We start from the raw sequence: 25,656 nt of genomic DNA, 5'->3' as shown, positions 1-25,656 counted from the left end.
AACGATCATGAAAGCCGCCCTCCTCACCAGCCTCTCCGCGCTCGCGCTCTCCGCTTGCGCCGTCGGGCCCAACTATGTCGCACCGATCGCGCCACCAAGCGCCACCGCGCCGTTCGTCACCGCCAATACGGCGACCGTCACCACGCCCGCAGACCAGAATTGGTGGCGGATGTACCGCGATCCGGCGCTCGATGCGCTGGTCGCCGATGCGCTTGCCGCCAATACCGATCTGCGCGTCGCGGTGGCGCGGCTCGATGCGGCCAAGGCGTCGCTGCGCGGCACGCGGGCCGACCGCTTGCCGCAGGTAACCGCAGGCGCGAGCGGCACCTATGGCCGTTTGCCGCAATCGCAGCGCCTGCCCGGCAGCAACCGCGAAGCGGCGGTGTTCGATACGGGGTTGGACGTCTCCTATGAAGTCGATCTCGCCGGTCGTGTCCGCCGCAATATCGAGGCGGCACGCGGCGATGTCGCGGCTTCTGCCGCCGATGCCGATGCGGTGCGCGTGGCAATCGTCGCGGCCACCACCCGCGCCTATGTCGACGCCGCCGCTGCTGCCGAACGGCAGGCGGTGGCCGAACGCATCGTTGCCTTGCTGAGCAAATCCGCCGAACTGACCGGCAAGCGTGTCGACGCCGGGCGCGCGACCAAGTTCGATTATGTCCGCATCGCGACGCTGCGCGACCAGCGCGCCGCGCTCGTCCCCGCGATCATTGCCGAGCGTCAGGCGGCGTTGTTCCGCCTAGCGACGCTCACGGGCCGCACCCCCCAGGAGTTGCCCGCTGCGGCAAGTGCCCGCACCACCACACCGCGGCTCGACCAGCCGATCCCGGTCGGTGACGGGGCCGGGCTCCTCGCGCGCCGCCCCGACGTGCGCGCCGCCGAACGCCGCCTGGCCGCCGCGACCGCGCGGATCGGGGTGGCGACCGCCGACCTGTACCCGCATATCACGCTCGGCGGATCGGGCGGGGTGACGGGGCCTTCGCTGGACGACCTGTTCACCGGCGGCCCGGTGCGCTGGCTGGTCGGGCCCTTGCTTAACTGGTCGCTCAACCAATCCGCCGCCCGCGCAAAGATCGCAGGTGCGCAGGCCGACACGCGCGGCGCGCTCGCGAGCTTCGATGGCAGCGTGCTCACTGCGCTGGAGGAAACCGAAACCGCGCTGTCGACTTATGCCCGCGAACTCGACCGGCGCGAGCAACTGCAATCCGCGCGCGACAATGCCGAGACGGCGGCCCGCATCACCCGCGCCCGTCAGCGCGAAGGGACGATCGATTTTCTGGACGTACTCGATGCGGAACGCACCTTCGCCGATGCCGATGCCGACGTGGCCGCCGCCGACGCGCGCATCGCCGACGCGCAAATCGACCTGTTCCGGGCACTGGGCGGCGGCTGGCAGACCCGGGTCAGCTAGTCCCCCTTTCCCAAAGCGTGCGAAATCCCTAACCGGGGTCGGTGATCGTTCCTAACGACCCCGGTTTTGGCACCGCGACCTGCCGCTGCAGACGGCGGTCGCGTGTGGCCGCTCGGTCCCGCGCGAGCGCGCGATGATCAAGGTCGTCAGCTACAATATGCACAAGGGCATCGGGCTGGATCGCCGCCGCGATCCGCGCCGCATCCTGGATGTGCTGCGCGAGATCGATGGCGACGTGATCGCTCTGCAAGAGGCCGACCGTCGCTTCGGCACCAAAGCGCAAGTCATCCCGCACGCGCTGATCGAGGACCATTCGCCGTGGCACGCCGTCTCCTTCGGGCATGACGGGGCCAGCATGGGATGGCACGGCAATGCGATGCTAGTGCGCAAAGGGAGCGCAGTGCGCGCGGCCACGTCGCTGCATTTGCCCGCGCTCGAACCGCGCGGCGCGATCCGTGCGGATGTTGCGATCGACACCGGCACGATCCGCGTGCTCGGGATGCACCTCGATCTGTCAGGCCTGTGGCGCAGGCGGCAGGCGCGCGCGATCCTCGCGCATATCGACGCCTGCCCCGCCCCGCTGCCGACGGTGCTGATGGGCGACCTCAATGAATGGACCGCACGCGGCGGCTGCCTGCACGATTTCGGGCGGGAGTATCCCAGCGTGCCGACCGGCCCTAGCTTCCACGCGCGTCGCCCGGTCGGGCGGCTCGACCGGATCATGACGCGCGGCTTTCGCGTGCTCGGCTGCGGCGTGCATGACAGCGCGCTGGCGCGGCGCGCGTCGGACCATCTGCCCATCTGGGCGATGCTGGAGCCGCTGTGATGCGCGAAAAAGAACTCCGCCTCGCGCTCGTCTGCTATGGCGGGATCAGCCTGGCGGTGTACATGCACGGCATCACCAAGGAGATCTGGCGGCTGGCGCGCGCCAGTCACGGTTTCCACGCCGCAACCGCGCCCGTCGGCGGCAGCGAGGGCGTGTATCGCACGCTGCTGGAGGAAATCGAGACCGAGACCGGGCTGCGGCTGCGCGTGCTGATCGACATCATCGCCGGGGCAAGCGCGGGCGGCATCAACGGCGTGTTCCTGGCGCAAGCGATCAGCGCCGGGCAAAGCCTGGAACCGCTGACCGATTTGTGGCTCGATTCCGCCGATATCGAGGCTTTGGTCGATGAAAAGCAGGCCCCGGCCCACCCGATGACCAAGATCTGGGCGCTACCGCTGGCCTGGATGGCGGCACGGCGCAGCACCGATGGCATCGACGCCACGGTCGAGCCCGCTGCCCGCGACGAAGTCCGCGCGAAGCTGTCGCATTTCGTGCGCTCGCGCTGGTTCGAGCCGCCCTTTGGGGGCGAGCGCTTCACCGGGCTGATCCTCGATGCGCTCGACGCGATGGCCGCCGCACCACGCGAACCGCGCCTGCTACCCGATGGCCAGCCGCTCGACCTGTTCGTCACCGTCACCGATTTTCGCGGCCATCCCGAGCGGCTGCGGCTCAACTCGCCGCCCGAAGTGGTCGAGACCGAGCACCGCGTGATTGTGCCTTTCACCGATCACGGGCTCGCTTCGGAAACGCTGGCGCACCCCGCCGAACTCGCCTTCGCGGCGCGCGCCACTTCCAGCTTCCCGGGAGCCTTCCCGCCCTTCATGGTCGGCGAACTCGATCGCGTGCTGGAGGCGCGCAAAGTGCCGTGGATCAACCGCGCCGCTTTCCTGCAACGCATCCTGCCGCGCCAGGCCGCCGCCAATGCCGCCGACAATGCGGTGCTGATCGATGGCTCGGTGCTCAACAATGCGCCGTTCCGTCCCGCGATCGAGGCACTGCGCGAACGCCCGGCGCGGCGGCAGGTCGACCGGCGCTTCGTCTATATCGACCCACACCCGCGCGGCGGCTTCGGTTTTGGGTCGACCAAGGCGGGGGCACCGGGCTTTTTCCAGACGATCATCGGCGCGATTTCGGAGCTGCCGCGCCAACAGCCGATTCGCGACAATCTCGAGGAAATCGCCGAACGCTCAGGCCGGATCGAGCGGATGCGCGCGATCATCTCCGCAATCCGGCCCGAGGTGGAAAAGCAGGTCGAGGCGCTGTTCGGCTACACGCTGTTCCTCGATTCGCCGACGCCTGCCCGGCTTGCGGCATGGCGCCAGCGCGCGCAGACCGCCGCCGCCAAGAGCGCGGGCTATGGCTATGCCGCTTATGGCCACCTCAAGATCAACGGCGTGGTCGAGACGATTACCGATCTGCTGCATCACGCGGGCGGCGAGCCCGGCCCGCAGCGCTGGCGCGGCATTCGTCGCCACATCGCCGATGCGGTCAGCGCGCGCGGTTTCGACGACATGCAGCCGAGTTTTTCGGGCGGAGCGAGCGCGACCACGATCGCCTTCCTGCGCACCTTCGATCTTGGTTTTCGCTTGCGCCGCCTGCGTTTGCTCGCGCGGCGCATCACCGATCTCGAAGGCGACCAGCCCAATGCCGAACTCGATTCGATCCGCGAGGCAATCTATATGAGCCTTGCCGACTATCTCGAATGCAAGCGCACCGATCGCTATCTCGCCTTGGGCAAGGACGTGCGGTTGCTGCGCGGCAATGCCGGGCCGTTGCTCGACAAGCTGGGCGCAGCGATGGACCTGCGGGCGCTCGACCTGCGCACCGAGGAACGCCTCGCCACTGCCTTTGCCGGGCTGGCGCGCGAGATCAAGCGGCCGATCCTGCTCAGCTATCTCGGTTTCCCCTATTTCGACGTCGCCACGCTGCCGCTGTTGCAAGGCGAAGGGCTCGACGAGTTCGACCCGATCAAGGTCGATCGCATTTGCCCCGACGATGCCACCGGCATTCGCAGCGGTGGCGCGGAGGCGACGTTGAAGGGCATTCAGCTCAACAGTTTCGGCGCCTTCTTCAGCCGCGCTTACCGCGAGAATGATTATCTGTGGGGGCGGCTCCACGGCGCGGAACGCCTGATCGACATCGTGCTGTCCGCGCTCGACCCCGCCCGCACGCTCAAGCCCGGCCGCACCGCCGCGATCAAGCGCGCGCTGTTCCTCGCCATCCTCGACGAGGAGGAGCCCAAACTGACCGCCGTGCCCGGCCTGTTTGAAACGCTGCGCCGCGAAATCGGGTAGTGCCCCTTCTTTCTCCCCTCCCTGGAAGGGAGGGGTTGGGGGTGGGTTGGCCCGTAATTCGGGCGTCCCCCCCGCCATGAGCCGACCCACCCCCTGCCCCCTCCCTTCCAGGGGGGGAGGAAGCGATGAGGAAGCAGGCTGGCAATCGTGACGCGTTCGCACTAACCTTCGCCCATGCAATTTCTGAAAATCCTCTTCTGGTGCCTCATTGCCTTCATCGCGGCGATCTTCACGCTGGAAAACTGGACCAGCGTTACCGTACAATTGTGGGGCGGGGTGGAGGCGCTGATCAATTTGCCGCTGCTGCTGCTGCTGACCTTCCTTGCCGGGCTGCTGCCAACGCTCGCCTGGCATTCGACGCTGCGCTGGCGCTTGCGCAACCGGCTCGCCACCGCCGAACGCACGCTCGCCGATCTGCGAGCGGCCATGGCCCCGCCGCCCGCACCCGCGCAATTGCCCGATCTGGTCGAGGCCCCCGCCTCGGAGCACGCCGCATGAGCAACCGTCTGTTTGTCGCGCTCGATACGCCCGAGTTGGACAAAGCGCGCGCGCTGGCGAGCAAGGTCCGCCACCATGTCGGGGGCATCAAGCTCGGCCTCGAATTCTTCATGGCCAATGGCCGCGCTGGTGTGCGCGACATGGCCGAACTCGGCCTCCCGATCTTCCTCGACTTGAAACTGCACGACATTCCCAACACCGTCGCCAAGGCGATCATGGCTTTGCGCGGGCTCGACCCGGCGATCCTGACCGTCCACGCCGCCGGGGGCCGCGCGATGCTGGAGGATGCCAAGGCGGCCGCCCCGCTCGGCACCAAGGTGGTGGCGGTGACGACGCTAACCAGCCTCGACGGGGCCGACCTCAAATCGATCGGCTGTTCGGGCGACCCGCACGAACAAGTGCTGCGGCTGACCGAATTGGCGCGCGATGCCGGCGTCGATGGCGTGGTCTGCTCGGGTGAGGAAGTCGCCGCCGCGCATAAGCTGTGGCCCAAGGGCTTCTTCGTCGTCCCCGGCGTGCGCCCGGCGGGCGGTGTCGTCGGCGACCAGAAGCGCGTCGTCACGCCGCGCGCGGCGGTGAATGCCGGTGCGTCGATCCTGGTGATCGGTCGCCCGATCACCCAGGCCGAAGACCCCGACCTTGCCGCACGCGAGATTGCCGGGACGCTATAAGCCGATGGCGCTGATCCGCCCCTTCATTCCGGCACGCGATTTCGAGGTGTCGAAGGCGTTCTATAGCGCGATCGGCTTCACGCTCGGCTATCATGACGAGAGCGTCGCAATCTTCGAGTATGAGGGCGCGGGGCTGTTGCTGCAGAATTTCTATGTCGAGGAATTCGCTGGCAACAGCATGCATCAGTTGTTCGTCGCCGATCTCGATGCGTGGTGGCCGCGCACCGCGGACCTCGCCCAACGCTTCGGGGTGCGCGAGCCGACCCCGCCCAAGCTGCAGCCCTGGGGGATTCGTGTCGGCTTCCTGGTCGATCCGGCCGGGGTATTGTGGCACGTCGCGGAGGATGCGCCGCACTGACGCTTCGTCATGCCGGGCTTGTTCCGGCATCCACAGTGCGGCAAGACCCGCGCCGCCAGCAGGAGCGGCACGGTGGACCCCGGAACAGGTCCGGGGTGACGAAGGACATGACCACCACTGCCAAGATTTGCGGGCTATCGACGCCCGAGACGCTCGACGCGGCGATTGCCGGCGGGGCGAGCCATGTCGGCTTCGTGTTCTTCGCGCCCTCCCCGCGCAACCTCTCGCGCGATCGTGCGGCGCAACTGGCGGCGCGCGTGCCGGGCCATGTCGCGCGCGTCGGCGTGATGGTGAACCCCGACGATACGCTGGTCGATCAGGCGATCGCAGCCGGACAGCTCGACGTGCTGCAATTGCACGATACGCCCCCGGCCCGCGCCGCCGCGATCAAGGCACGCAGCGGCCTGCCGATCTGGGCGGCGGTGGCTGTGCGGACCCGCGCCGATCTCGCGCTGGCCGAGACCTTTGGCGGTGTCGCCGATCGCATTTTGTACGACGCCAAGACCCCGCCCGGCGCGGCGCTGCCCGGGGGCATGGGCGTGCGCTTCGACTGGCATTTGCTCGACGGTTTCCGCCATCCGCTACCCTGGGCGCTATCGGGCGGGCTCGATCCGCTGAACGTCGCCGAGGCGGTGGCGGTGACCAAGGCGACCTTGGTCGATGTCTCCTCGGGCGTGGAAAGCGCGGCCGGAATCAAGGACGCGACCAAGATCCGCGCGTTTCTGGAGGTCGTGCGCGACCTCTGATTCCGTTCGTGCTGAGCCTGTCGAAGCACCGCGTCGCCGCCCAGCCCGCCAGATTTCGTGCGGCCCTTCGACACGCTCAGGGCGAACGGGGTTGGCTGGCGCTCTACACCTGCTAAACGGCACCGCTATGAACGCCCCCAACTCCTTCCGCACCCAGCCCGACGAGCGTGGGCATTTTGGCGACTTTGGCGGCCGCTATGTCGCCGAGACGCTGATGCCGCTCGTGCTGGAACTCGACACCGCCTATCGCGCCGCCAAGGCCGACCCGGCCTTCAAGGCGCAGTTCGACGATCTGCTCGAACATTATGTCGGCCGCCCGAGCCCGCTTTATTATGCCGAGCGGCTGACCGAGGCCCTGCGCGAAGGCGCACCCGAGGGCAAAGGTGCGCAAGTGTGGTTCAAGCGCGACGAACTCAACCATACCGGCGCGCACAAGATCAACAATTGCATCGGGCAGATCCTGCTCGCGATGCGCATGGGCAAGACGCGCATCATCGCCGAGACGGGCGCGGGCCAGCACGGCGTCGCCACCGCGACCGTGTGCGCGCGCTTCGGTCTTCCTTGCGTGATCTATATGGGCGCCAAGGATATTGAGCGGCAGGCCCCCAACGTGTTCCGCATGAAGCTGCTGGGGGCCGAAGTGCGCCCGGTGACGAGCGGATCGCATTCGCTGAAGGATGCGATGAACGAGGGCATGCGCGACTGGGTCGCCAACGTCCACGACACCTTCTACATCATCGGCACCGCGGCGGGCCCGCATCCCTACCCCGAAATGGTGCGCGATTTCCAAAGCGTGATCGGCATCGAAGCGCGCGCGCAGATGCTCAGCCGCATCAACCGCCTACCCGATTTGCTGGTCGCGGCGATCGGTGGCGGGTCGAACGCGATCGGGCTGTTCCACCCCTTCCTCGACGATGGCGACGTGATGATGCTCGGCGTCGAAGCCGCCGGGCGCGGGCTCGACAAGGAACATGCCGCCAGCCTCGCTGGTGGCGCGCCGGGCATCCTCCACGGCAACAAGACCTATTTGCTGCAGGACGAGGACGGCCAGATCACCGAAGCGCATTCGATCTCGGCCGGGCTCGATTATCCGGGGATTGGCCCCGAACATAGCTGGCTGCACTCGATCGGCCGGGTGGAATATACCTCGATCACCGATAGCGAGGCGCTGGACGCGTTCCAGTTGCTGTGCCGGACCGAGGGCATCATCCCCGCTTTGGAGCCATCCCACGCCATCGCCGCCGTCGCCAAGCGCGCACGCGAAATGGACAGCGACCAGATCATCCTGGCGAATTTGTGCGGACGTGGGGACAAGGATATTTTCACCGTCGCCGAGGCGCTGGGGGTGAAGATATGACGGTTACCAACATATCGTTCGACCAAAGCCGTCAGATTGCGATGGTCGGGCTGATCGTGTTGGTTTTTGGACTTTGGATGCTGGGCTCGATCAACGCGTTTGGCTCGGACATCGTGAAGCTCCTGTACATTCTGGCGTTTTCAGTGGCACTGCGCTTTGTCTTACCAAGACATGCGTCCGCGAAACTCCGGTTCGTGCGCTCCCTACCGTGGACAGCGCTCATTTGCGCGTGCCTGACCGCAGGCTCGACGTTGCTGCTCCCCGAGCCTAGCGTAGGGCCTGTCGCAGGCCTCGTTGTGTTCGGTTTTTACCTGGGACTCCCGATCTTGCTTCTTACTTCGCTACTCACCTTCGTCCGCTTCCCGACAGACAATCTCGCATGACCCGCCCCACCGCCGACATCCCTATCCTCGCCCAAACGCTGGAGATGCAGCGATGAAAGCCTTTTCCGCAAAGGCCTTCACCGCCGATCGCGCCTGGGGCAGCAGCCTGCTGGGCGATTTCGGAGACGTGGCAGTGCGCCTGCATTGGACCGACCAGCCCTATCGCTGGCACCGCAATACGGGCCGTGAAGTGTTCGCCGTGCTCGAAGGCGTGGTCGACATGCATTATCGCGAAGACGGCGTGGAGCAGGTCGTTCGGCTTCACGCCGGGGACGGCGTCTCGGTCGAGGATGGGGACGAACATGTCGCGCACCCGGTCGGGGCCGCGCGAATTCTGGTAGTAGAGCGCAAGGACTCCGAATGACCCGCCTCGCCGACGCCTTCACCAAAGGCCATCCCGCGCTCGTCGCCTTCGTCACCGCGGGCGATCCCACCCCGGACGCCACCCCGGCCATTCTCGACGCGCTCGTCGAAGGCGGCGCGGACGTGATCGAGCTGGGCATGCCGTTCACCGATCCGATGGCCGATGGCCCCGCGATCCAGGCCGCCAATATCCGCAGCCTGGCGGCGGGCACGCGCACTGCCGACATCCTCGCCATCGCCAAGAGCTTCCGCGCGCGGCACCCGCAAGTGCCGCTGGTGCTGATGGGCTATGCCAACCCTATGACAATCCGCGGCGGTAAATGGTTCGCCAAGGCCGCGTGCGATGCCGGGGTCGATGGCGTAATCTGCGTCGACATCCCGCCCGAGGAAGACCCCGAACTCGGCCCGGCGCTGCGCGCGGTTGGCATCGACCAGATCCGCCTCGCCACGCCGACCACCGATGCCACGCGCCTGCCGACCGTGCTGGAGGGGGCGAGCGGCTTCCTCTATTACGTGTCGGTCGCCGGCATCACCGGGCTGCAACAGGCCGCGCAAACCTCGATCGATGCGGCGGTCACGCGACTGAAGGCGCATACCGATCTGCCGGTTGCGGTCGGCTTCGGCGTGCGCACCCCCGAACAGGCCGCCGCGATCGCGCGCGTGGCGGACGGCGTGGTGGTCGGCTCGGCGATCGTCGATCTGGTCGGCCAACACGGTGCCGCTGCACCGGCCGCTGTCAAAACCTATATTCAATCCCTGTCGCAGGCGATTCACGCCGCCCGGAAGGAACTCGCATGAGCTGGCTTACCAGCGTGCGCAACGCGCTCGCTTACGTCGTCCCCGCCAAGATGGAGACGCCCGACAACCTGTGGCACAAGTGCAAGGGCTGCGGGACGATGACCTTCGTCAAGGAGCTGGAGGACAATCTCTATGTCTGCCCGCATTGCGACCATCATGATCGCATCGGGCCGCTGCTGCGCTTCAAATATGTGTTCGACGCGGGCAGCTACAGCATCGTGCCGCTGGCCAAGGTGCCCGACGATCCGCTGAAATTCCGCGATACCAAGCGCTATGTCGATCGCATCAAGGCGGCGCGCGTCGCGACCTCGGAAGGCGACGCGCTGATCACCGCGCGTGGCACGATCGAGGGGCATAAGGCCGTGATCGGCGTGCAGGACTTCGCGTTCATGGGCGGGTCGATGGGCCTGGCGGTCGGTGAGGCGTTCGTGCGCGGGGTCGAGACCGCGATTGCCGACAACTGCCCGTACATCATCTTCACCGCCGCCGGGGGTGCGCGCATGCAGGAGGGCATTCTCAGCCTGATGCAGATGCCGCGCGCGACCGTGGCGATCGCGATGCTGCACGATGCCGACCTGCCCTATATCGTGGTGCTGACCGACCCGACCACGGGCGGCGTGACGGCGAGCTATGCGATGCTCGGCGACGTGCAGATTGCCGAGCCGGGCGCGTTGATCGGCTTCGCCGGACAGCGCGTGATCGAGCAGACGATCCGCGAAAAGCTGCCCGACGGCTTCCAGCGCGCCGAATATCTGCTGGAACACGGCATGATCGACATGGTGAAGCACCGCCGCGACCTGCGCGCGACGCTGGCAAGCCTGATCGATTACCTCTGCAGCGCGAAGCAGGCGGCCTGATTAATCTCCCTCTCCCCGCTCGCGGGGAGAGGGCAAGCGAGGCGAAGCCGAAGCGCGGGAGAGGGGCCATAAAACTCCCCTCCCGCTTGCGGGAGGGGTTGGGGGAGGGAATGGAGCAACGGACCAAAGCCCGAGCGCTACGCAGCACGCCAACCGCAGCCGAGGTCCGCTTGTGGCGCGCGATCAGTGCGCGCAAGGTCGCGGGGTTCCGCTTCAACCGCCAAGTGCCGATTGGCCCGTTCATCTGCGACTTCGTCGCGCGCAGCCTCAAGCTCATCATCGAAGTCGATGGCGACACCCATGGCGACAGGCGCGAGCAGGACGAAGAGCGTACACGCTATCTCCAATCCGAAGGGTATCAGGTCATTCGCTTCTGGAACAACGACGTGCTGGGGAACCTTGATGGGGTCGTCGCAGAGATCGCGCGGGTGGTGAGCGTGCTGGGTGCTCGCAGCCCCTCCCCCAACCCCTCCCGCGAGCGGGAGGGGAGTTTATAATGGACCACGCCACCTCGACCAATGCCGCCGTGCAGACGCAGCTCGACCGGTTATGGTCGCTCTCGCCCGGTGCCGATATTCTGGGGCTGGAGCGGATCACCGCCCTGCTCGACCGGCTCGGCAACCCGCAGGACCGGTTGCCGCCGACGATCCATGTCGCGGGCACCAACGGCAAAGGCTCGACCTGCGCCTTCCTGCGCTCGGCGATCGAGGCGGCAGGGCTCACCGCGCACGTCTACACCAGCCCGCACCTCGTGCGCTTCAACGAGCGCATCCGCCTTGCCGGGCGGTTGATCGAGGACGAAGCGCTGGCCGCGCTCCTGGCAGACGTCCTGGATCATGCCGAGGGCATCGGCGCGAGCTTCTTCGAAGTGACCACGGCCGCCGCGTTCCTCGCCTTCAGCCGCACGCCAGCAGATGCGTGCATCATCGAGGTCGGGCTCGGCGGGCGGCTCGATGCCACCAACGTGCTGTCCCGCCCGATCGCCACCGGCATCGCGCAGCTCGGCATCGATCATCAGAGCTTTCTGGGCGATACCGCCGAAGCGATTGCGGGGGAGAAGGCCGGGATCGCCAAGGCCGGGGTTCCGCTGGTCACGATGCGCTATCCCGCATCGATCACGCAGCGCGTCGCTGAGGTGGCGCAGGCGGCAGGCGCGACCGTGCTGCCGACCGGCACCGACTGGCGTTTCACCGTCGAGGCCGATCGTCTGATCTACACCGATGCGGCGGGCCAGATCGAAACCCCGCTGCCGACGCTCGCCGGGCCGCACCAGCCCGAGAACCTCGCGCTCGCCATCGCCTTGCTGCGTCACCAGAGCGCACTCGCCATCCCGCCCGAAGCCTATACCGCCGCCGCGCTGGACACGCGCTGGCCCGCGCGGATGCAGCGGCTGCACGCCGGGCCGCTGACCGCGCTGCTCCCGCCCGGCAGCCAGCTTTGGCTCGATGGCGGGCACAACCCCGCCGCCGCTGCCGCCATCTCCGCCACGCTCGATGCGATCGCGCATCCCGGCATCGGGCGCAGCGAGGTGCATCTGGTGCTGGGGATGCTCGCCAATAAGGATCCGCTCGGCCTGCTCGCGCCCTTTGCGCGCGTCGCCACCACACTCCATGCGGTGCCAGTGCCGCAGCATGAGCATCACGCACCCGCCATGCTCGCGGCGATCGCCCACGATCTTGGTATCGCCGCGCATACCGCGCCCGACATCGCGGCCGCATTGCGCGACATCACCGAGATTGCCGACCCGGCCGAGCCGCCGATCGTACTGATTCTGGGCTCGCTCTACCTCGCCGGTGAAGTGCTCTCGGCGAACGACGAAGCGCCCGACTGACTCTTTCTTTATTGCGATTGACTTGCAATAGCGAATCTTGGAAGATGCTCCCCTGCAACGGAGCATCGCCATGACCACTGCCCCCAACCCGCCATCCGCGCCCACGTCACCGTCTCGTTATTCGCCCAGCCTGCCCAACCCGATGCCGGACAATCCCAACACGCGCCTGCTGCTGTTCGCCTTCCGCCGGATGGGGGCGCACGGCCTAAAGGACGCGCATGCCGCGAGCGCGCTGTTCCAGGCGTTCGGCCAGGATTTCCGCCGCCCCTTGCTGCTGATGCGCACGATGATGGCCGATCTGGCGCACAATGCGACCTGCCCGATCACGATCGCGCCCTGCTGCTGCATGCGGATGACGGCGTCGGAAGCGACGATCCTCACGATCGTCGGCCGGGCGGAAACCGCGCCCGACACCGCGCGGCTGCTGCTGGGGGATTTGATCGGCCTGCGTCGCCCCGACGGCGTGCTCGCCAGCATCACCGCCGTGGCGCAGGCGTTCGCCGATGCCGGGCGGCCGCTTACGCCTTGACCGCGCGCAGTTCGCCCAGCCGCGCCATCGCCCAGCGGTACATTTCCGCCTCGGCAGCGCGCTGCTGGCGGTCGAGCAGTTTCATCCGCGCTTCCACTTCCTCCAGCACGTCGCGCGCCTTCTTGTCCCAGCCCTGGTCGAGCAGCAGCGCGGCATAGCGGCAGCGCCCCTCCTCCCCCGGCAAGCGCGTCACCAGATCGGCATAGAGCGCCAGCGCCTCGTCCTTGCGCCCCAGCGCATCGAGAATGCGCGCGCGCAGCAGGCCGATCCGGTCGCGGTCGCTTTGCGCCGAGGCGGGCGGCGCGGCGTCGAGCGTCGCCAGCGCGGCGGCGGGATCGTGCGTCTCGAACTCGGCACGCGCGCGCTTCTCGGCGCTGCGCGTATCGACCGGGCCGCGCTCAGCCGCCTCGCGGTAGAGCGGCAGTGCCTCGGCATAATTGCCCTGCGCCGCCAACGCATCGGCCAGCCGCATGCGGTTGGCGACGGTATCGGCCATCGCCAGCGCCCCACGCGCCGCGCGCACATCCTTGTCGGGATCGAGCTTCGCCGCCACCGTCGCCCGCGCGGTGCGGACGTGGCGGTTGCCCTGGAAGCGCGGATACACCTCCAACACGACATAAGCGATCGTGCTGGCGAGCGGCAGGAACACGAGCGCCATGATCCACAGCTGATTGCGCCCGTTGCGGATCACATCGATCACGCACAGCACCTGAATGGCGATGGTGAGGAGGTAGAACATCGGTATCGCGCTCCGCCCAGTTAGTCCCGCACGCGCGGGGTGATCGAAACACCCAGCATCAGCCTTGCCCAATCGCCGCCACGGCGCTGCTGCGGGTCGAACGCCACCATTCGAGCAACACGAAGACAATCGCCAGCAGCCCCAGCACCGCAACGTCGCGGAACACCGCCGCATAGCCGATCTTGTCGATCAACTCGCCCGCAAAGCCCTTACCCAGCGACCCGATAAGAAACGTCAAGGAGGACAGCAAGGCATATTGCACCGCCGAATATTTCTTGCTGACGATGCCCGAAACATAGGCGACAAACGCCGCCCCCGCGATGCCGGTCGAGACGTTCTCATACGCGATCGTCAGCAGCAGCCGTGCGATGCGCAGATCTCCGCCAAGCGCCTGCGCCAGCACATCGAGCCGCAGCGTCTGCAATACGACGTCGATATAGGGCGCACCGTCGGCGAGATCGGCATAGAGGAAATTGCCGAAGATCGGCAGCGCCGCCCCGATGAGCACCGTTGGAAACCGCCCGATCCGCAGGAACAGATAGCCGCCGACGCTCACCCCGACAATCGACATGACGATGCCGAAAATCTTGGACGCGAACGCCACCTCGTCCTTCGTATAGTGCATGTAATCGAGGTAGAACGGGTAAGCGAACGAGGCCCAGACATTGTAGCACAAGGCGTAAGTGAGGATCAGCCCGATCACCACCAGCACCCCCCAGCGCATCCGCTCGGTCAAATCGGCGAGCGGCGCGATCAGCGCGCGATAAAGGTGGTTGGCGATCGTCCGCGCAGGCGACACCCGCGTATCGGCGACGGCCTGCACCTGATGCCCGCGCAGCTTCAGCCAGTTGAGCACCGCCGCCACGATCAGCGGGACGATCACCGTCGCAAGCACGATCAGCGGCCCGTTATATTTCAGGAAATCCCCCGCCGACGGCCGTTTGCCGCCCGGCGGCACCTCGGCCAGCATGCTCGTCATGAACACGACGATGCGGACGATGGCCCACACCCAGCTCGACCCGACAATGAGGAGCGCGATGGCGCGCGCGCGCGGCGCGATCTCGCCCGGCTGGTCGAGCAAATCGGCTGCGACATCGGGGCTGCGTTCGGTATCGGGCGCGACTAAGGCGATCAGCAGCATCACTCCGATCAGACACGCCATCAGCAGATAGACCGTCGGCCACGACATGCGCGCCGCTAGAAACAGCGCAAACGCCCCGCCGACGATGCTCGCGGTGCGATAGCCGAGCTGGTAGATTGCGGACAGCAGTTCAACCGGCGTGCGTTCGTCGGCCACATCGATCCGCCACGCATCGATCGCCACGTCCTGCGTCGCCGAACCGATCGACGCGACGAACGCAAACAAGGCGAAGCGCGCAATGTGGACGGTGGGGTCGGTCACCACCAGCCCGATCAAGCCCAGGATGATGAGCCCCTGGCAGAGCACGATCCAGCTTTTGCGCCGCCCGATCCGCCCGAGCAGCGGCGGACGCGTGCGATCGACCAGCGGCGACCACAGGAATTTGAACGCATAGGTCAGCCCGACCCACGACAGCACGCCGATCGTCGCGAGGTTGACCTTCACTTCGCCGAGCCACGCCGTCAGCGTCCCGATCAGCAACGCGAACGGCAAGCCCGAGGAGAAACTGAAGGCGAGCATCGACGCCGCCTTGCGCGTCTGCAGCGCCGCCTTGAGCAGCCGCCAGCCTTTTGGCTTGATCGGCGGGGCGGTATCCTCGCGCATTTCCGTAACAGTCACAGATTCCCCTTCGAACCGCCAGCGGGCGTGTCGGCCCGTACGCGCCGGAGACTAGCGCCAAAAATCGCGAGCGGAAGGGCGATGAGCCCCGAGTTCGTCGTCACCGGGCCCCGCCCCCGATAATGCCCGGCTGACCGATGGCGACCTACGCTTCCGTCACACCCGCAAACAAGCTCAGCCCGCCCGGCACCCGCCGCGGCTTGCGCCCGTCGAGCACCGCCTCGATCGCGGCAATCGCGGCGAGCAAGTCGCGCTGCGCATAGGGCTTGGACAGACAGCCCGCCGCCACGGCGCGCCCGCCTTCGGGGCACGATCCGGTCACGAACAGCACCGGCACCCCGGCCTGGTGCGCCGCGCGGGCGACATCGATGCCGCTGCCATCGGCCAGGCTGATATCGACCAGCACCAAATCGATGTCACGCGCGTCGGCGATCACGGCGAGCGCGTCGCTGACACGGTCGACCGTCGCGACGATTTCGAATTCGGCGTCGCGCAGGAAATGTTCGGTGTCGAAGGCGACCAGTGGTTCGTCCTCGACGAGCAACAATCTGGAGATCCGCCGCTTCTTTTTGGCGAACAACATCGCTTCACCACCCACCTTGTGCCCGCGCTCAACAGGCTGCGCGTCTCGCCCTCGTTACGCACCCGTGCCTGAACGTTTGGCTACGAGATAGGACGCAATGTATTTTGTACGGGCACTTTTGAACAAATTGTCTATCAAGGCGCGGTGTCAAGACCAATGCCCCCCAAAGATCGCCCCAAAGAGCAACAGCGGATCGCCAAGCTCCTCGCCCGTGCGGGCGTCGCCTCGCGTCGTGAAGTCGAGCGCATGATCGCCGAAGGGCGCGTCGCGCTCAACGGCGTGGTGCTCGATACGCCCGCGACGATCCTCACCTCACTCGCCGGGGTTACCGTCGATGGCGAACCCGTCGAAGCGCCCGCCGCCGCGCGGCTGTTCCTCTATCACAAGCCGCCCGGCCTGCTCGTCACCGAGCGCGACCCCGCCGGCCGCCCGACCATCTATGATCGCCTGCCCGAGGGGCTGCCGCGCCTGGTTCCGGTCGGCCGCCTCGATCTCGCGACCGAGGGGCTGCTGCTGCTCACCACCGATGGCGAACTGAAACGCCAGCTCGAATTGCCGGCAACCGGCGTCGAACGCGCGTACCGCGCCCGCGCTTATGGCCCGATCACGCAGGAGCAGCTCGAAGAGCTGATCCACGGCGTCGAGATCGAAGGCGTTCGCTATGGCGCGATCGACGCCAATCTCGAACGCCGCACCGGCGCCAATGTCTGGATCGAACTGATCCTGACCGAGGGCAAGAATCGCGAAGTGCGCCGCGTGCTCGAATATCTCGGGCTCAAGGTCTCGCGCCTGATCCGCACCCGCTACGGTCCGTTCGTACTGGGCGACCTGCCCGTAGGCGAAATCGGCGAAATCAAGCAGCATGACGTCGTCGCCTTCCGCAAGGACCCGACGCGCAAGGGCGGCGGCGAAGCGCCCAAGCTGGTCGAGAAGCCCCGCCCTGCCGGGCGCGGGCGCATCAACCCCAATGAGTCCACCGCCCCCACCTCGCTGCCCAAGCCACGCCCGGTGCGCCGCATCACCAAGGCGACCGCCAACCGTGCCGACAAGGAGGCCTTTGCCGAGCCGGTGCGCCAGGCGCAGCCCGGCCGCGATCCGGTGGTGCTGACCAAGGCGACCAAGGTGAAGCGTTTCTACGACGCCAAGCCCAAGGCCGGCACTGCCGCGCCCGTCGCCGACACCCGCCCCAAGCGCGTGTTCAACCCCGAACTCGGCCGCAACGTGCGCGCCAAGCCGCCGCGCGATGCCAAGTCGGCCGAGCGGACCGAACGCCCGGAACGCGCCGAACGCGCCCCCAACAAATCCACCCCGCGCACGCCGGGCAAGGCGCTGGCCCGCCCGTCCAAGCCGCGCACCGTCAAGACCCATAAGAGCCGGACCAGGAAGTAATGCGAATCATCGCTGGAAAGTGGCGCGGTCGTCCGATCGTCGCGCCGAAGGGTGATGCCACCCGTCCCACCGCAGACCGTGTGCGCGAGGCGTTGTTCTCGATGCTCGCCAGCCGCCTCGGCAGTTTCGAGGATCTGGCGGTGGCCGATCTCTTTGCCGGATCGGGCGCGCTGGGGCTGGAGGCGCTGTCGCGCGGTGCCGCCTCGTGCATCTTCGTCGAACAGGACAAGGCCGCGCTCGACGCGCTGCGCACCAACATCACCAAGCTCGGCGGCGCCAAGGAAATCGGTGCCGATGTCCGCGCGCAATCGGTGCTGGCGCTGGGCCATGCAGTCGCCCCGCTCGACCTGATCGTGATGGACCCGCCTTATGCCAGCGGCGCGGGCGCGGTCGCGCTCGACAAGCTCGCCCGGCTCGGCTGGATCGGCGATGCGACCTGGATCAGCATCGAAACCGCCAAGCCCGAACTGGTCGAAGTGGCAGGCTTTGTGGAAGACGTCAGCCGCGTCCACGGCAAGGCCAGAATCACGCTGCTGCGCCGGGTCTAATCCCCCAATCCCTCTCCCACCGGGAAAGGGAGGGAGGCGCGCAAAGCGCCGGAAGGGTGAGGGTGACGCGCGGATGGCGCATGCCCGATCGCCCTCACCCGTCCGAGCTACGCTCGGCCACCCTCTCCCGCCGGGAGAGGGGCTAAGCTCACATCTTGGTCAGCCCCAGGAACACCCAATACAGCCCGCCAGCCAGCGCCATCGCGGCGGGCAACGTCAACACCCATGCCAGCGCCATCGAACCGATCGTGCGCGGCTGCAAGCCAGCGCCACTCGCAACCGAGGCACCGGCGACGCCCGACGACAGGATGTGCGTGGTCGACACCGGCAAGCCGTAAACTTCGGCCGCCAGGATCGTTCCCGCCGCAACCAGCTCGGCCGATGCGCCCATGCCATAGGTCAGGTGCGACTTGCCGATCTTCTCGCCAACGGTAATGACGATCCGCCGCCAGCCGACCATCGTCCCAAGGCCCAGCGCAAGCGCGACGATCACCTTGACCCACACCGGAATGTAGCGCGTGCCCTTTTCGAGATTGGTCTGATACGCCTTGATCGCCGCCAGCTCTGACGCGCTGAAGATCTTGGCGGAGGCTTCCTTGTCCTTGGTCGCGAGCCGCGCACTATCGAGCACCAGATACATGTCGTTGCGCAGATTGGGCGTCGCGGCAGCGGGGACCTTGTCGAGCGACCCGTAAGCGCCGATCCGATGCCCCAAATCACGCGACAACGCGTCGGCAGCGGCAAAGACTTGCGGCGTATCGGCATGGCGCGCCTGCAATGCCCGCGTCAGAACCGTGCGCGCTGTGTCAAGGTCGGTCGGCGCATCATGCGACCCGGCGTGGGTGGCGAAAGCGGCGGCTGCCGCATTGGCACTCGCCACGAAAGCAGGCGTCTCGCTCTGCGGCATGGTACGGTTGAGCGCATACGCCGTCGGCGCGCAGCCGATCAGGATCAGCATGATCAGCCCCATGCCCTTCTGCCCGTCATTGCCGCCATGCGCGAAGCTGACGGCCGTGCAAGTGAAGATGAGCAGCGCACGAATGCCCTTGGGCGGCGGCGCGGTGCCCTCGGGCTCGCTGTACAGCTTGGGGTTGCGCAGCACGAGTTTCATCACGTGCAGCAAGAGGAAGGCTGCACCGAAACCGATCAGCGGTGCCATCCACAGCCCGGTCAGAACCTTGGTCGCCTGGCTCCAGTCGACGCCCGAAGTGCCGCCGGTCCCGGCCGTCATAAGCTGGTTGGCAAGGCCGACGCCGAGGATCGATCCGATCAGCGCGTGGCTCGATGAATTGGGCAAGCCGACATACCAGGTGCCCAGATTCCACAGTACCGCCGCCAGCAGCAGCGCGAAAATCATCGCAAAGCCGGCATTGCTGCCGACATGGAGGATGAGGTCGACCGGCAGCAGCGTGATGATCGAATAAGCGACTGCTCCGCTCGACAGCATCACGCCCAGGAAGTTGAAAAAACCAGACCATACCACCGCCAGCGCAGCGGGCATCGAATGGGTGTAAATAACCGTTGCCACTGCATTGGCGGTGTCATGGAAGCCGTTCACGAACTCGAAGCCAAGCGCGATCAAGAGCGCCAGCCCAAGGAAAGCAAAGGTGCCGAGCGCCAGCCCCTCGCCCACCTGAGCGGTGTCGACGATGATGCTGTAGCCGGCATAGCCGACCCCCACCGCCAGCAGCGCCAGGAAAATCCAGCGCCCGGCAGGGTGCAAACGATGATCGAGCCGCGGCCCGTGCGAAGCGTCCGTCGCCGATTCGGGGGACGCTGGGAAAGTGGTAGCCATGCCGTTGAAGGCCTTCGCTCGGTTGTGTTACGGGTTGATGACGTGCGGTGCGGTTGGTGGCCCGATACCCGCCTGAAGTGCCAAAAGCCAGCCCTCAAAGGCAGTTCCTCGGTCCAGGCCGCCGCTCGCTGCAGCGGCCCGATTTGCGAAACGGGTGCTGTCGGACGCTGCGTCCGGCGAACGATTTGCACAGTGCGGCCCGCTCGCTTATGCAACGCCCTGGGCGGAAGGCGACCTGGAGGGGCTATCATCATGTTTGACGTCGCCTCGGCACCGGGGGACATCGGCCAGCGCGCGCAACTGCATCTTGCCCGTGGCTCCAGCCGCACAGCGCGAACCCGCGCGCCGTTACGTGTGCTGACCTTTCTGAACAGCTTTGCCCCCGGCGGGGTCGAACGGATCGCCGCGCGGCTGCATGCCGCGTGGACGGCAGCCGGGGTCGATGCGCACATGGTCGTGGCCGATGCCAGCATCGCGCCACCAATCGCCTTGCAGGCCTTATCGCAAATCCATCACCGGCCGCGTGCGCGGGGCATTACGCGCTTCGCGGCGCTGCTGCGCGGCATGCCCGCGATCATCGCGCGCCAGCGCCCTGACGTGCTGTTCTGCGCGGGCAACACCTATACCAGCCTGGCGGTCGCGCTGAAACTGACGCTTGGCAGCGCCTGTCCGCCGATCGTGGTGAAGATCAGCAACGATCTGGTCCGCGCCGACATGTCACCCCCGCTGCGCTATTTCTATCGTCGCTGGCTGCGCATCCAGGGCCGCCATCTCGACCATTTCGTCGGTATGGCCCCGGCGATGCGCGGCGAAATCGCGCGGTTGATCGGCGTGCCGCAAAACCGCATCAGCGTGATCGCCGACCCCGCCCTGGCCGATGCCGACCTCCGCCGTCTGGCGGCCGCGCGCGACGCCGTGGTGCGTGCGCGACCGGGCCGCCATTATCTCGCGGTCGGCCGCCTTGCCCCGCAGAAGAATTTCGCGCTGCTGCTCGAGGCGTTCGCGCGCATCGCCAAGCCCGACGATACGCTGCGCATCCTTGGGGAAGGCCCGGAACGTCGCGCGCTTGAGGCGCAGGCGGCGCGACTGGGCATTGCCGGGTCCGTCTATATGCCGGGACATGTCGATCCGCTCGACGGCTGGCTGGCCGAGGCCGACGCCTTTGTGCTGTCCTCGGATTATGAAGGCGTCCCCGCCGTGGTGATCGAGGCGCTGGCGGCGGGGCTGCCGATCATCGCGACCGATTGCTGCTGCAGCATGGCCGATCTGCTCGGCCACGGCACGCTCGGCCATCTGGTCCCGACCGGCGATGCTGTAGCGCTGGCCGAGGCGATGATGACGATCCCGCCCGATTCGGCCACCACCGCCGCCGCGCGCCGCACCGCCGCTGCCACCTTCACGATCGAATCGGCCACCGACAAATATCTCGGCCTGATGCGCATGCTCGCCGCCGCTCGCGCCGCCGAAACCGCGATCGATACGCCGCGCAGCGACCCCGTCCCAAGCCGGGCCACGTAAACCCCTTATACGACGCGCTTGCCCGATCCGCGCGCGTTCCCTACCTGTTCACCGATGACTCTGCCTGCCCCCACCCCGCACGATCCGCCGTATCTCGCGGGCCTCAACCCGCAGCAGCGCGAAGCCGTGCTGACCACCGAAGGCCCCATATTGGTGCTGGCGGGGGCCGGCACCGGCAAGACCGCCGCGCTCACCGCCCGGCTCGCGCATCTGCTCGCCACGCGCAAGGCCTGGCCGAGCGAAATCCTCAGCGTCACCTTCACCAACAAGGCCGCGCGCGAGATGCGCCACCGCGTCGGGCGGCTGGTCGGCGATGTGGTCGAGGGCATGCCCTGGCTCGGCACCTTCCACGCGATCGGCGCCAAGATGCTGCGCCGCCATGCCGAGCTCGTCGGCCTGCAAAGCAACTTCACCATCCTCGACACCGACGACCAGTTGCGCCTGCTGAAGCAGCTCATCCAGGCCGCCGATCTCGACGAGAAACGCTGGCCCGCGCGCCAACTTGCCGGGCTGATCGACGGCTGGAAGAACAAGGGCCTCACCCCCGCCCAAATCGACGCGGGCGAGAGCGAACTCTACGCCAATGGCCGCGGGCAGGAACTCTACGCCGCCTATCAAACCCGCCTGATCGCGCTCAACGCCTGCGATTTCGGCGATTTGCTGCTGCACATGCTCGTCATCCTGCAGCGCGACCGCGACGTGCTGGCCGATTACCAGCGCCGCTTCAAATATATCATGGTCGACGAATATCAGGACACCAACAGCGTCCAATATCTGTGGCTGCGCCTGCTCGCGCAGGAGCGCAAGAACATCGCCTGTGTCGGCGATGACGACCAGTCGATCTATTCGTGGCGCGGCGCGCAGGTCGAGAATATCCTGAAGTTCGAGAAGGATTTCCCCGGTGCCAAGATCATCCGGCTCGAGCAGAATTACCGCTCCACCCCGCACATCCTCGGTGCCGCCTCTGGCGTGATCGCCAACAATAGCGGCCGCCTCGGCAAGCAACTCTGGACCGAGCTCGACGCGGGTGAGAAGGTCAAGGTCTTGGGCGTATGGGACGGCCCAGAGGAAGCCCGCCGCGTCGGCGAGGAAATCGAAAGCGCGCAAAGGGCCGGCAAGAGCCTCGACGACATCGCCATCCTCGTGCGTGCGCAGCACCAGACGCGCGAGTTCGAAGACCGCTTCATCGCCACCGGCATCCCCTATCGCATCATAGGCGGCTTCCGCTTCTACGAACGCGCCGAAATTCGCGACGCGCTCGCGTATCTGCGCGTGGTGGCGCAGCCCGCCGACGACCTCGCCTTCGATCGCATCGTCAACGTCCCCAAACGCGGCCTGGGCGACAAGGCCGTCGCCAAGGTCCACCAGCTCGCCCGCGCGCAGCAGGTGCCGCTGGTCACCGCCGCCGCGCGACTGCTCGACACCGATGAACTGACCGGGGCTGCACGCAAATCGCTCGGCAATCTCGTCATCGATATGGCGCGGTGGCGCGCGCAAATGACCGAGCTGCCGCATGGCGATCTCGCGCGCATCATCCTTGATGAAAGCGGCTATACCGCCGCACTCCAGGCCGAGAAATCGGTCGAGGCGGCGGGTCGGCTCGAAAACCTCACCGAACTCGTCCGCGCGATGGAGGAATATGAGACGCTCGGCGCGTTCCTCGAACATGTCAGCCTCGTCATGGACAATGAGGCGTCGGCCGAGGACCCCAAGGTCACGATCATGACGATCCACGCCGCCAAGGGGCTGGAATATGACACGGTGTTCCTGGTCGGCTGGGAGGAAGGGCTGTTCCCGTCGCAGCGCGCGCTCGACGAAGGCGGCACCAAGAGCCTGGAGGAAGAACGCCGCCTCGCCTACGTCGCCATCACCCGTGCGCGCCGCCGCGCGATCATCCTCCACGCCGCGAACCGCCGCATTTACGGCCAATGGACGAGCAGCATCCCCAGCCGCTTCGTCGGCGAATTGCCGCCCGAACATATCGAGGCGGAATCGAGTCTGGCGGGCGGCGAGAGCCTGTGGCGCGCCAATTGGTCCGAACGCGCCGACCCCTTCGCCAATGTCGCCCGCAGCACCGGCCGCGGCCCCGGCTGGCAGCGCGCGGCGGGGATCGGCGGCACCAAGCCCGGCGGCGATTTCACCAGCCGCACCTTCTCGCGCGAACCGTCCCGCGTGCAGGAATCGCGCGCCTCGGCGATCAGCCTCGGCAATAAGGGCCGCTCGGACGTGGCGGTCGGGCTACGCGTGTTCCACCAGAAATTCGGCTACGGCCTGATCGCCGAAATCGAAGGCAATAAGCTGGAGATCGATTTCGAGAGCGCCGGGCGGAAACGGGTGATGGATAGTTTCGTGACGGTGGGGTGAGAACTCCCTCTCCCCTCCGGGGAGTTTCGGGTCGGATCGTCCCCCGGACGATCCTCAGCCGTGCGGGGCACGGTTGACCCGAAACTGGCAAGCGAGCGAAGCGAAGCGCGGGAGAGGGGCAGTAAGGGGCCCAGCACTTGGCCAAACACGCAAAATGGTCTATGTACTTGGTCCAAGAAGGACCCGCCCGATGCACATCTCCGTATCCGACGCCAAAGCCCAACTCACCGACCTCGTCCGCCGTGCGGAAGCAGGCGAGGAGATCACCCTCACCCGCCGCGGCCACCCGACCGTGCGGCTGACGCGCGTTACCGAGGAAGTCGATATGGCAGCGGTGCGCCAACGGCGGCTCGATGCCATCGATCGCGCCATAGCGGCGGCGCGCGAACGCGGCCCCGATGGCAAGCCCAGCGCCGCTCGCAGCGCGGATTATTTGTACGATGACAACGGCCTGCCTGCATGATCATCGTCGATACGTCGGCGCTGATGGCGATCCTGCTGGGTGAACCCGAAGCCGCCGCGTGTCGCACCGTCGTCGCCCGCGAGCTGGACATCCGCATCGCGGCACCGACCCTGACCGAAGCCCTGATCGTCGCGGCCGGTCGCGCATTGCACGGCGAAATGGCGCGCTTGATCGACGACCTCGCGCTGACCGTCGAGCCGCTGACCGGGGAGCTCGGCTACGCCGCCGTGCGCGCCTATCTCCGCTGGGGCAAACGTCACCATCCCGCCGCCCTCAACATCTGCGACGCCTTCGCCTATGCGCTGGCGACGGCGCATAACTGCCCGTTGCTGTTTGTCGGAAACGATTTCGCGCAGACGGATGTCATCGCGGCGCTGGCGGGGTGACGCGCTCACCCTAACAAACGCTCTCTCGCGACGCGCCCTCACCTCAGCAACGGCTCAGCGGTGCCCCGGTAGCTGAGACATGGAGTCGCGCCGCCTGATATCTTCACACCCACGGCGCTGCCGGAAAATTCCACCCAAAATCCCGCTGTCCTACAAACCTGCCACTATGACATACAATCGGCGATGCGCCCCTATCCCGCCTTGCCGCCCGCCGAGCCAGACGCGGCCGCGGACATCCCCTTCACCCCCGTGCCAAGCGGCTCGACCCGGCATGACGGCTGTACGCCCGAGCGGCAGCGCGCCTTTCTCGAGCAACTCGCCCGCATCGGCGTGGTGTCGGCGGCGGCGGGCGCGGTCGGGATGTCGGCGAAATCGGCTTACGCGTTGCGCAAGCGCGCCGGTGCGGAGAGCTTCGCGGCGGCATGGGAGGCGGCGCTCGGCGAAGGGCGGGACCGCGTAGTCGATCTGGCGATCGAACGCGCGCTCATCGGCACCGCGACGCCCATCTTCTATCGCGGGCGACAGATCGGGGTGCGGCAGGCGTTCGACAATCGGCTGGTGCTCGCCGTGCTGCGCGCGATGCCGCCGGTCGAGCCGGATGCCATGAGCTTGCACGCGGCGCTGGCTGCGCTGGGCGACACGCCCGCCCCCGATGAGCACGCCGAATGACCGCGCCCAGGCACACGGCTCGTCGTCGCTCGCCACCGCTTCGACGCGCCCGCGCGGAGACATGGGCTTACCTTCGTTACCTTCGCCCAATGCGCAATGCCGCTGGCCTCCGCCCGCGCCCGGCCGCATATAGGGGCCATGCTGTTCCTCGCGCTGAAGGCCCTGATCTCTGGCATCCTGATTGCCATCGCCTCGACGCTGGCCAAGCGCTATCCGGGGTTCGGCGCGCTGGTGGCGTCGCTGCCGCTGGTGTCGGTGCTCGGCATGATCTGGCTGTGGGGCGAGAAGCCCGACTCCGCCAATATGGCGGCGCACGTCCAGGCGACCTTCTGGTATGTGCTGCCGTCGCTGCCGATGTTCCTCGTCATTCCCGCCTTGCTGCGTGCAGGCATCGGTTTCTGGCCCGCGCTCGGGCTGGGCTGCGCGCTGACGGTATTGCTGTATCTCGGCATGGTCGCGCTCGCGCCGCGGATCGGCATCGCGCTGTAACGCGCCAAGCTGTACGCAGCCCTACAAACGCG

Annotated in this window: 27 protein-coding genes; 23 read left to right on the top strand and 4 right to left on the bottom strand. The window is 67.0% G+C overall.

All coding sequences use genetic code 11. The features are described 5' to 3' along the window. Nucleotides 1–7 precede the first annotated feature (7 nt). The 15 genes from EJC47_RS02435 (at nt 8) to EJC47_RS02365 (ending at nt 12,922) form a co-directional block, all read left to right on the top strand. Complete coding sequence (locus tag EJC47_RS02435; RefSeq protein WP_126845340.1) at nt 8–1,411, top strand: efflux transporter outer membrane subunit; 1,404 nt, start codon at nt 8–10, stop codon at nt 1,409–1,411. A 133-nt stretch (nt 1,412–1,544) separates the two neighbouring features. After that, on the top strand, nt 1,545–2,237 hold the full coding sequence (locus EJC47_RS02430; protein WP_126845339.1) for an endonuclease/exonuclease/phosphatase family protein: 693 nt from the start codon (nt 1,545–1,547) through the stop codon (nt 2,235–2,237). Next, on the top strand, nt 2,237–4,531 hold the full coding sequence (locus EJC47_RS02425) for a patatin-like protein (protein ID WP_185867539.1): 2,295 nt from the start codon (nt 2,237–2,239) through the stop codon (nt 4,529–4,531). Before EJC47_RS02430 ends, EJC47_RS02425 begins: the two co-directional genes overlap by 1 nt. A gap of 174 nt (nt 4,532–4,705) precedes the next feature. Further along, nucleotides 4,706–5,029, top strand: a complete 324-nt coding sequence (locus EJC47_RS02420) for a DUF1049 domain-containing protein (RefSeq protein ID WP_126845337.1) — start codon at nt 4,706–4,708, stop codon at nt 5,027–5,029. Continuing rightward, nucleotides 5,026–5,700, top strand: coding sequence for an orotidine-5'-phosphate decarboxylase (pyrF, locus tag EJC47_RS02415; protein WP_033966940.1), 675 nt, complete (start codon nt 5,026–5,028; stop codon nt 5,698–5,700). Before EJC47_RS02420 ends, pyrF begins: the two co-directional genes overlap by 4 nt. Nucleotides 5,701–5,704: 4 nt before the next feature. Continuing rightward, nucleotides 5,705–6,058 (top strand): VOC family protein, encoded by a 354-nt coding sequence (locus tag EJC47_RS02410; RefSeq protein ID WP_126845336.1) that lies wholly within the window; start codon nt 5,705–5,707, stop codon nt 6,056–6,058. A gap of 107 nt (nt 6,059–6,165) precedes the next feature. Beyond that, entirely contained in the window at nt 6,166–6,804 is a 639-nt protein-coding gene (locus tag EJC47_RS02405) for a phosphoribosylanthranilate isomerase (protein ID WP_126845335.1), read from the top strand. 127 nt (nt 6,805–6,931) lie between these two features. Further along, complete coding sequence (gene trpB, locus EJC47_RS02400; RefSeq protein WP_126845334.1) at nt 6,932–8,161, top strand: tryptophan synthase subunit beta; 1,230 nt, start codon at nt 6,932–6,934, stop codon at nt 8,159–8,161. Beyond that, nucleotides 8,158–8,544, top strand: a complete 387-nt coding sequence (locus tag EJC47_RS02395; protein ID WP_126845333.1) for a hypothetical protein — start codon at nt 8,158–8,160, stop codon at nt 8,542–8,544. The genes trpB and EJC47_RS02395 overlap by 4 nt, the downstream gene beginning before the upstream one ends. 52 nt (nt 8,545–8,596) lie before the next feature. Beyond that, nucleotides 8,597–8,908, top strand: coding sequence for a cupin (locus tag EJC47_RS02390; RefSeq protein WP_126845332.1), 312 nt, complete (start codon nt 8,597–8,599; stop codon nt 8,906–8,908). Next, nucleotides 8,905–9,705, top strand: a complete 801-nt coding sequence (gene trpA / locus EJC47_RS02385) for a tryptophan synthase subunit alpha (RefSeq protein WP_126845331.1) — start codon at nt 8,905–8,907, stop codon at nt 9,703–9,705. The genes EJC47_RS02390 and trpA overlap by 4 nt, the downstream gene beginning before the upstream one ends. After that, nucleotides 9,702–10,562, top strand: coding sequence for an acetyl-CoA carboxylase, carboxyltransferase subunit beta (accD, locus tag EJC47_RS02380; protein ID WP_126845330.1), 861 nt, complete (start codon nt 9,702–9,704; stop codon nt 10,560–10,562). Before trpA ends, accD begins: the two co-directional genes overlap by 4 nt. Before the next feature lie 110 nt (nt 10,563–10,672). Continuing rightward, complete coding sequence (locus tag EJC47_RS02375) at nt 10,673–11,059, top strand: endonuclease domain-containing protein (protein ID WP_126845329.1); 387 nt, start codon at nt 10,673–10,675, stop codon at nt 11,057–11,059. Continuing rightward, nucleotides 11,059–12,393: a bifunctional folylpolyglutamate synthase/dihydrofolate synthase gene (locus EJC47_RS02370; RefSeq protein WP_126845328.1), complete on the top strand. Its 1,335-nt coding sequence runs from the start codon at nt 11,059–11,061 to the stop codon at nt 12,391–12,393. The genes EJC47_RS02375 and EJC47_RS02370 overlap by 1 nt, the downstream gene beginning before the upstream one ends. Before the next feature lie 70 nt (nt 12,394–12,463). Further along, complete coding sequence (locus tag EJC47_RS02365) at nt 12,464–12,922, top strand: DUF6628 family protein (RefSeq protein WP_126845327.1); 459 nt, start codon at nt 12,464–12,466, stop codon at nt 12,920–12,922. Here the strand turns inward: EJC47_RS02365 and EJC47_RS02360 are convergent. The 3 genes from EJC47_RS02360 to EJC47_RS02350 form a co-directional block, all read right to left on the bottom strand. Continuing rightward, a complete protein-coding gene (locus EJC47_RS02360) occupies nt 12,912–13,661 on the bottom strand; it encodes a tetratricopeptide repeat protein (RefSeq protein ID WP_185867538.1) in 750 nt (249 codons plus the stop codon). The two genes, EJC47_RS02365 and EJC47_RS02360, sit on opposite strands and share 11 nt — an antisense overlap. Nucleotides 13,662–13,719: 58 nt before the next feature. Next, complete coding sequence (locus tag EJC47_RS02355) at nt 13,720–15,420, bottom strand: AmpG family muropeptide MFS transporter (RefSeq protein WP_260591448.1); 1,701 nt, start codon at nt 15,418–15,420, stop codon at nt 13,720–13,722. Nucleotides 15,421–15,565: 145 nt separating this feature from the next. Then, on the bottom strand, nt 15,566–16,003 hold the full coding sequence (locus tag EJC47_RS02350; RefSeq protein WP_126845325.1) for a response regulator: 438 nt from the start codon (nt 16,001–16,003) through the stop codon (nt 15,566–15,568). Between the two features lie 246 nt (nt 16,004–16,249). Here EJC47_RS02350 and EJC47_RS02345 point away from each other — a divergent pair, with 246 nt between their 5' ends. Both EJC47_RS02345 and rsmD read left to right on the top strand, forming a co-directional pair. Next, the gene (locus tag EJC47_RS02345; RefSeq protein ID WP_409574467.1) at nt 16,250–17,392 is read left to right on the top strand and encodes a pseudouridine synthase; all 1,143 of its coding nucleotides are present in this window, start codon (nt 16,250–16,252) and stop codon (nt 17,390–17,392) included. Continuing rightward, on the top strand, nt 17,392–17,940 hold the full coding sequence (gene rsmD / locus EJC47_RS02340; protein WP_126845323.1) for a 16S rRNA (guanine(966)-N(2))-methyltransferase RsmD: 549 nt from the start codon (nt 17,392–17,394) through the stop codon (nt 17,938–17,940). The genes EJC47_RS02345 and rsmD overlap by 1 nt, the downstream gene beginning before the upstream one ends. A gap of 148 nt (nt 17,941–18,088) precedes the next feature. Here rsmD and EJC47_RS02335 read toward each other — a convergent pair whose 3' ends face one another. Beyond that, nucleotides 18,089–19,735, bottom strand: coding sequence for an inorganic phosphate transporter (locus EJC47_RS02335; RefSeq protein ID WP_033966839.1), 1,647 nt, complete (start codon nt 19,733–19,735; stop codon nt 18,089–18,091). Between the two features lie 252 nt (nt 19,736–19,987). Here EJC47_RS02335 and EJC47_RS02330 point away from each other — a divergent pair, with 252 nt between their 5' ends. From EJC47_RS02330 to EJC47_RS02305, 6 genes are all read left to right on the top strand, one after another. Then, nucleotides 19,988–21,253 carry a glycosyltransferase gene (locus EJC47_RS02330; protein WP_126845322.1) on the top strand — a complete coding sequence of 422 codons (1,266 nt, stop codon included), beginning with the start codon at nt 19,988–19,990 and terminating at the stop codon, nt 21,251–21,253. A gap of 54 nt (nt 21,254–21,307) precedes the next feature. Then, nucleotides 21,308–23,617, top strand: coding sequence for an ATP-dependent helicase (locus tag EJC47_RS02325; RefSeq protein WP_126845321.1), 2,310 nt, complete (start codon nt 21,308–21,310; stop codon nt 23,615–23,617). Between the two features lie 190 nt (nt 23,618–23,807). Next, nucleotides 23,808–24,080 carry a type II toxin-antitoxin system Phd/YefM family antitoxin gene (locus tag EJC47_RS02320; RefSeq protein WP_126845320.1) on the top strand — a complete coding sequence of 91 codons (273 nt, stop codon included), beginning with the start codon at nt 23,808–23,810 and terminating at the stop codon, nt 24,078–24,080. Further along, complete coding sequence (locus EJC47_RS02315; protein ID WP_126845319.1) at nt 24,077–24,466, top strand: type II toxin-antitoxin system VapC family toxin; 390 nt, start codon at nt 24,077–24,079, stop codon at nt 24,464–24,466. The genes EJC47_RS02320 and EJC47_RS02315 overlap by 4 nt, the downstream gene beginning before the upstream one ends. A 183-nt stretch (nt 24,467–24,649) precedes the next feature. Then, nucleotides 24,650–25,135, top strand: a complete 486-nt coding sequence (locus tag EJC47_RS02310) for a hypothetical protein (protein ID WP_126845318.1) — start codon at nt 24,650–24,652, stop codon at nt 25,133–25,135. Nucleotides 25,136–25,273: 138 nt separating this feature from the next. Then, the gene (locus EJC47_RS02305; protein WP_126845317.1) at nt 25,274–25,624 is read left to right on the top strand and encodes a DUF3147 family protein; all 351 of its coding nucleotides are present in this window, start codon (nt 25,274–25,276) and stop codon (nt 25,622–25,624) included. The last annotated feature ends 32 nt before the right edge of the window (nt 25,625–25,656 follow it).

This window comes from Sphingomonas sp. TF3 (genome assembly GCF_003985085.1).
GTDB lineage: Bacteria > Pseudomonadota > Alphaproteobacteria > Sphingomonadales > Sphingomonadaceae > Sphingomonas.
This window is presented reverse-complemented; position numbering and strand designations above follow the sequence as displayed.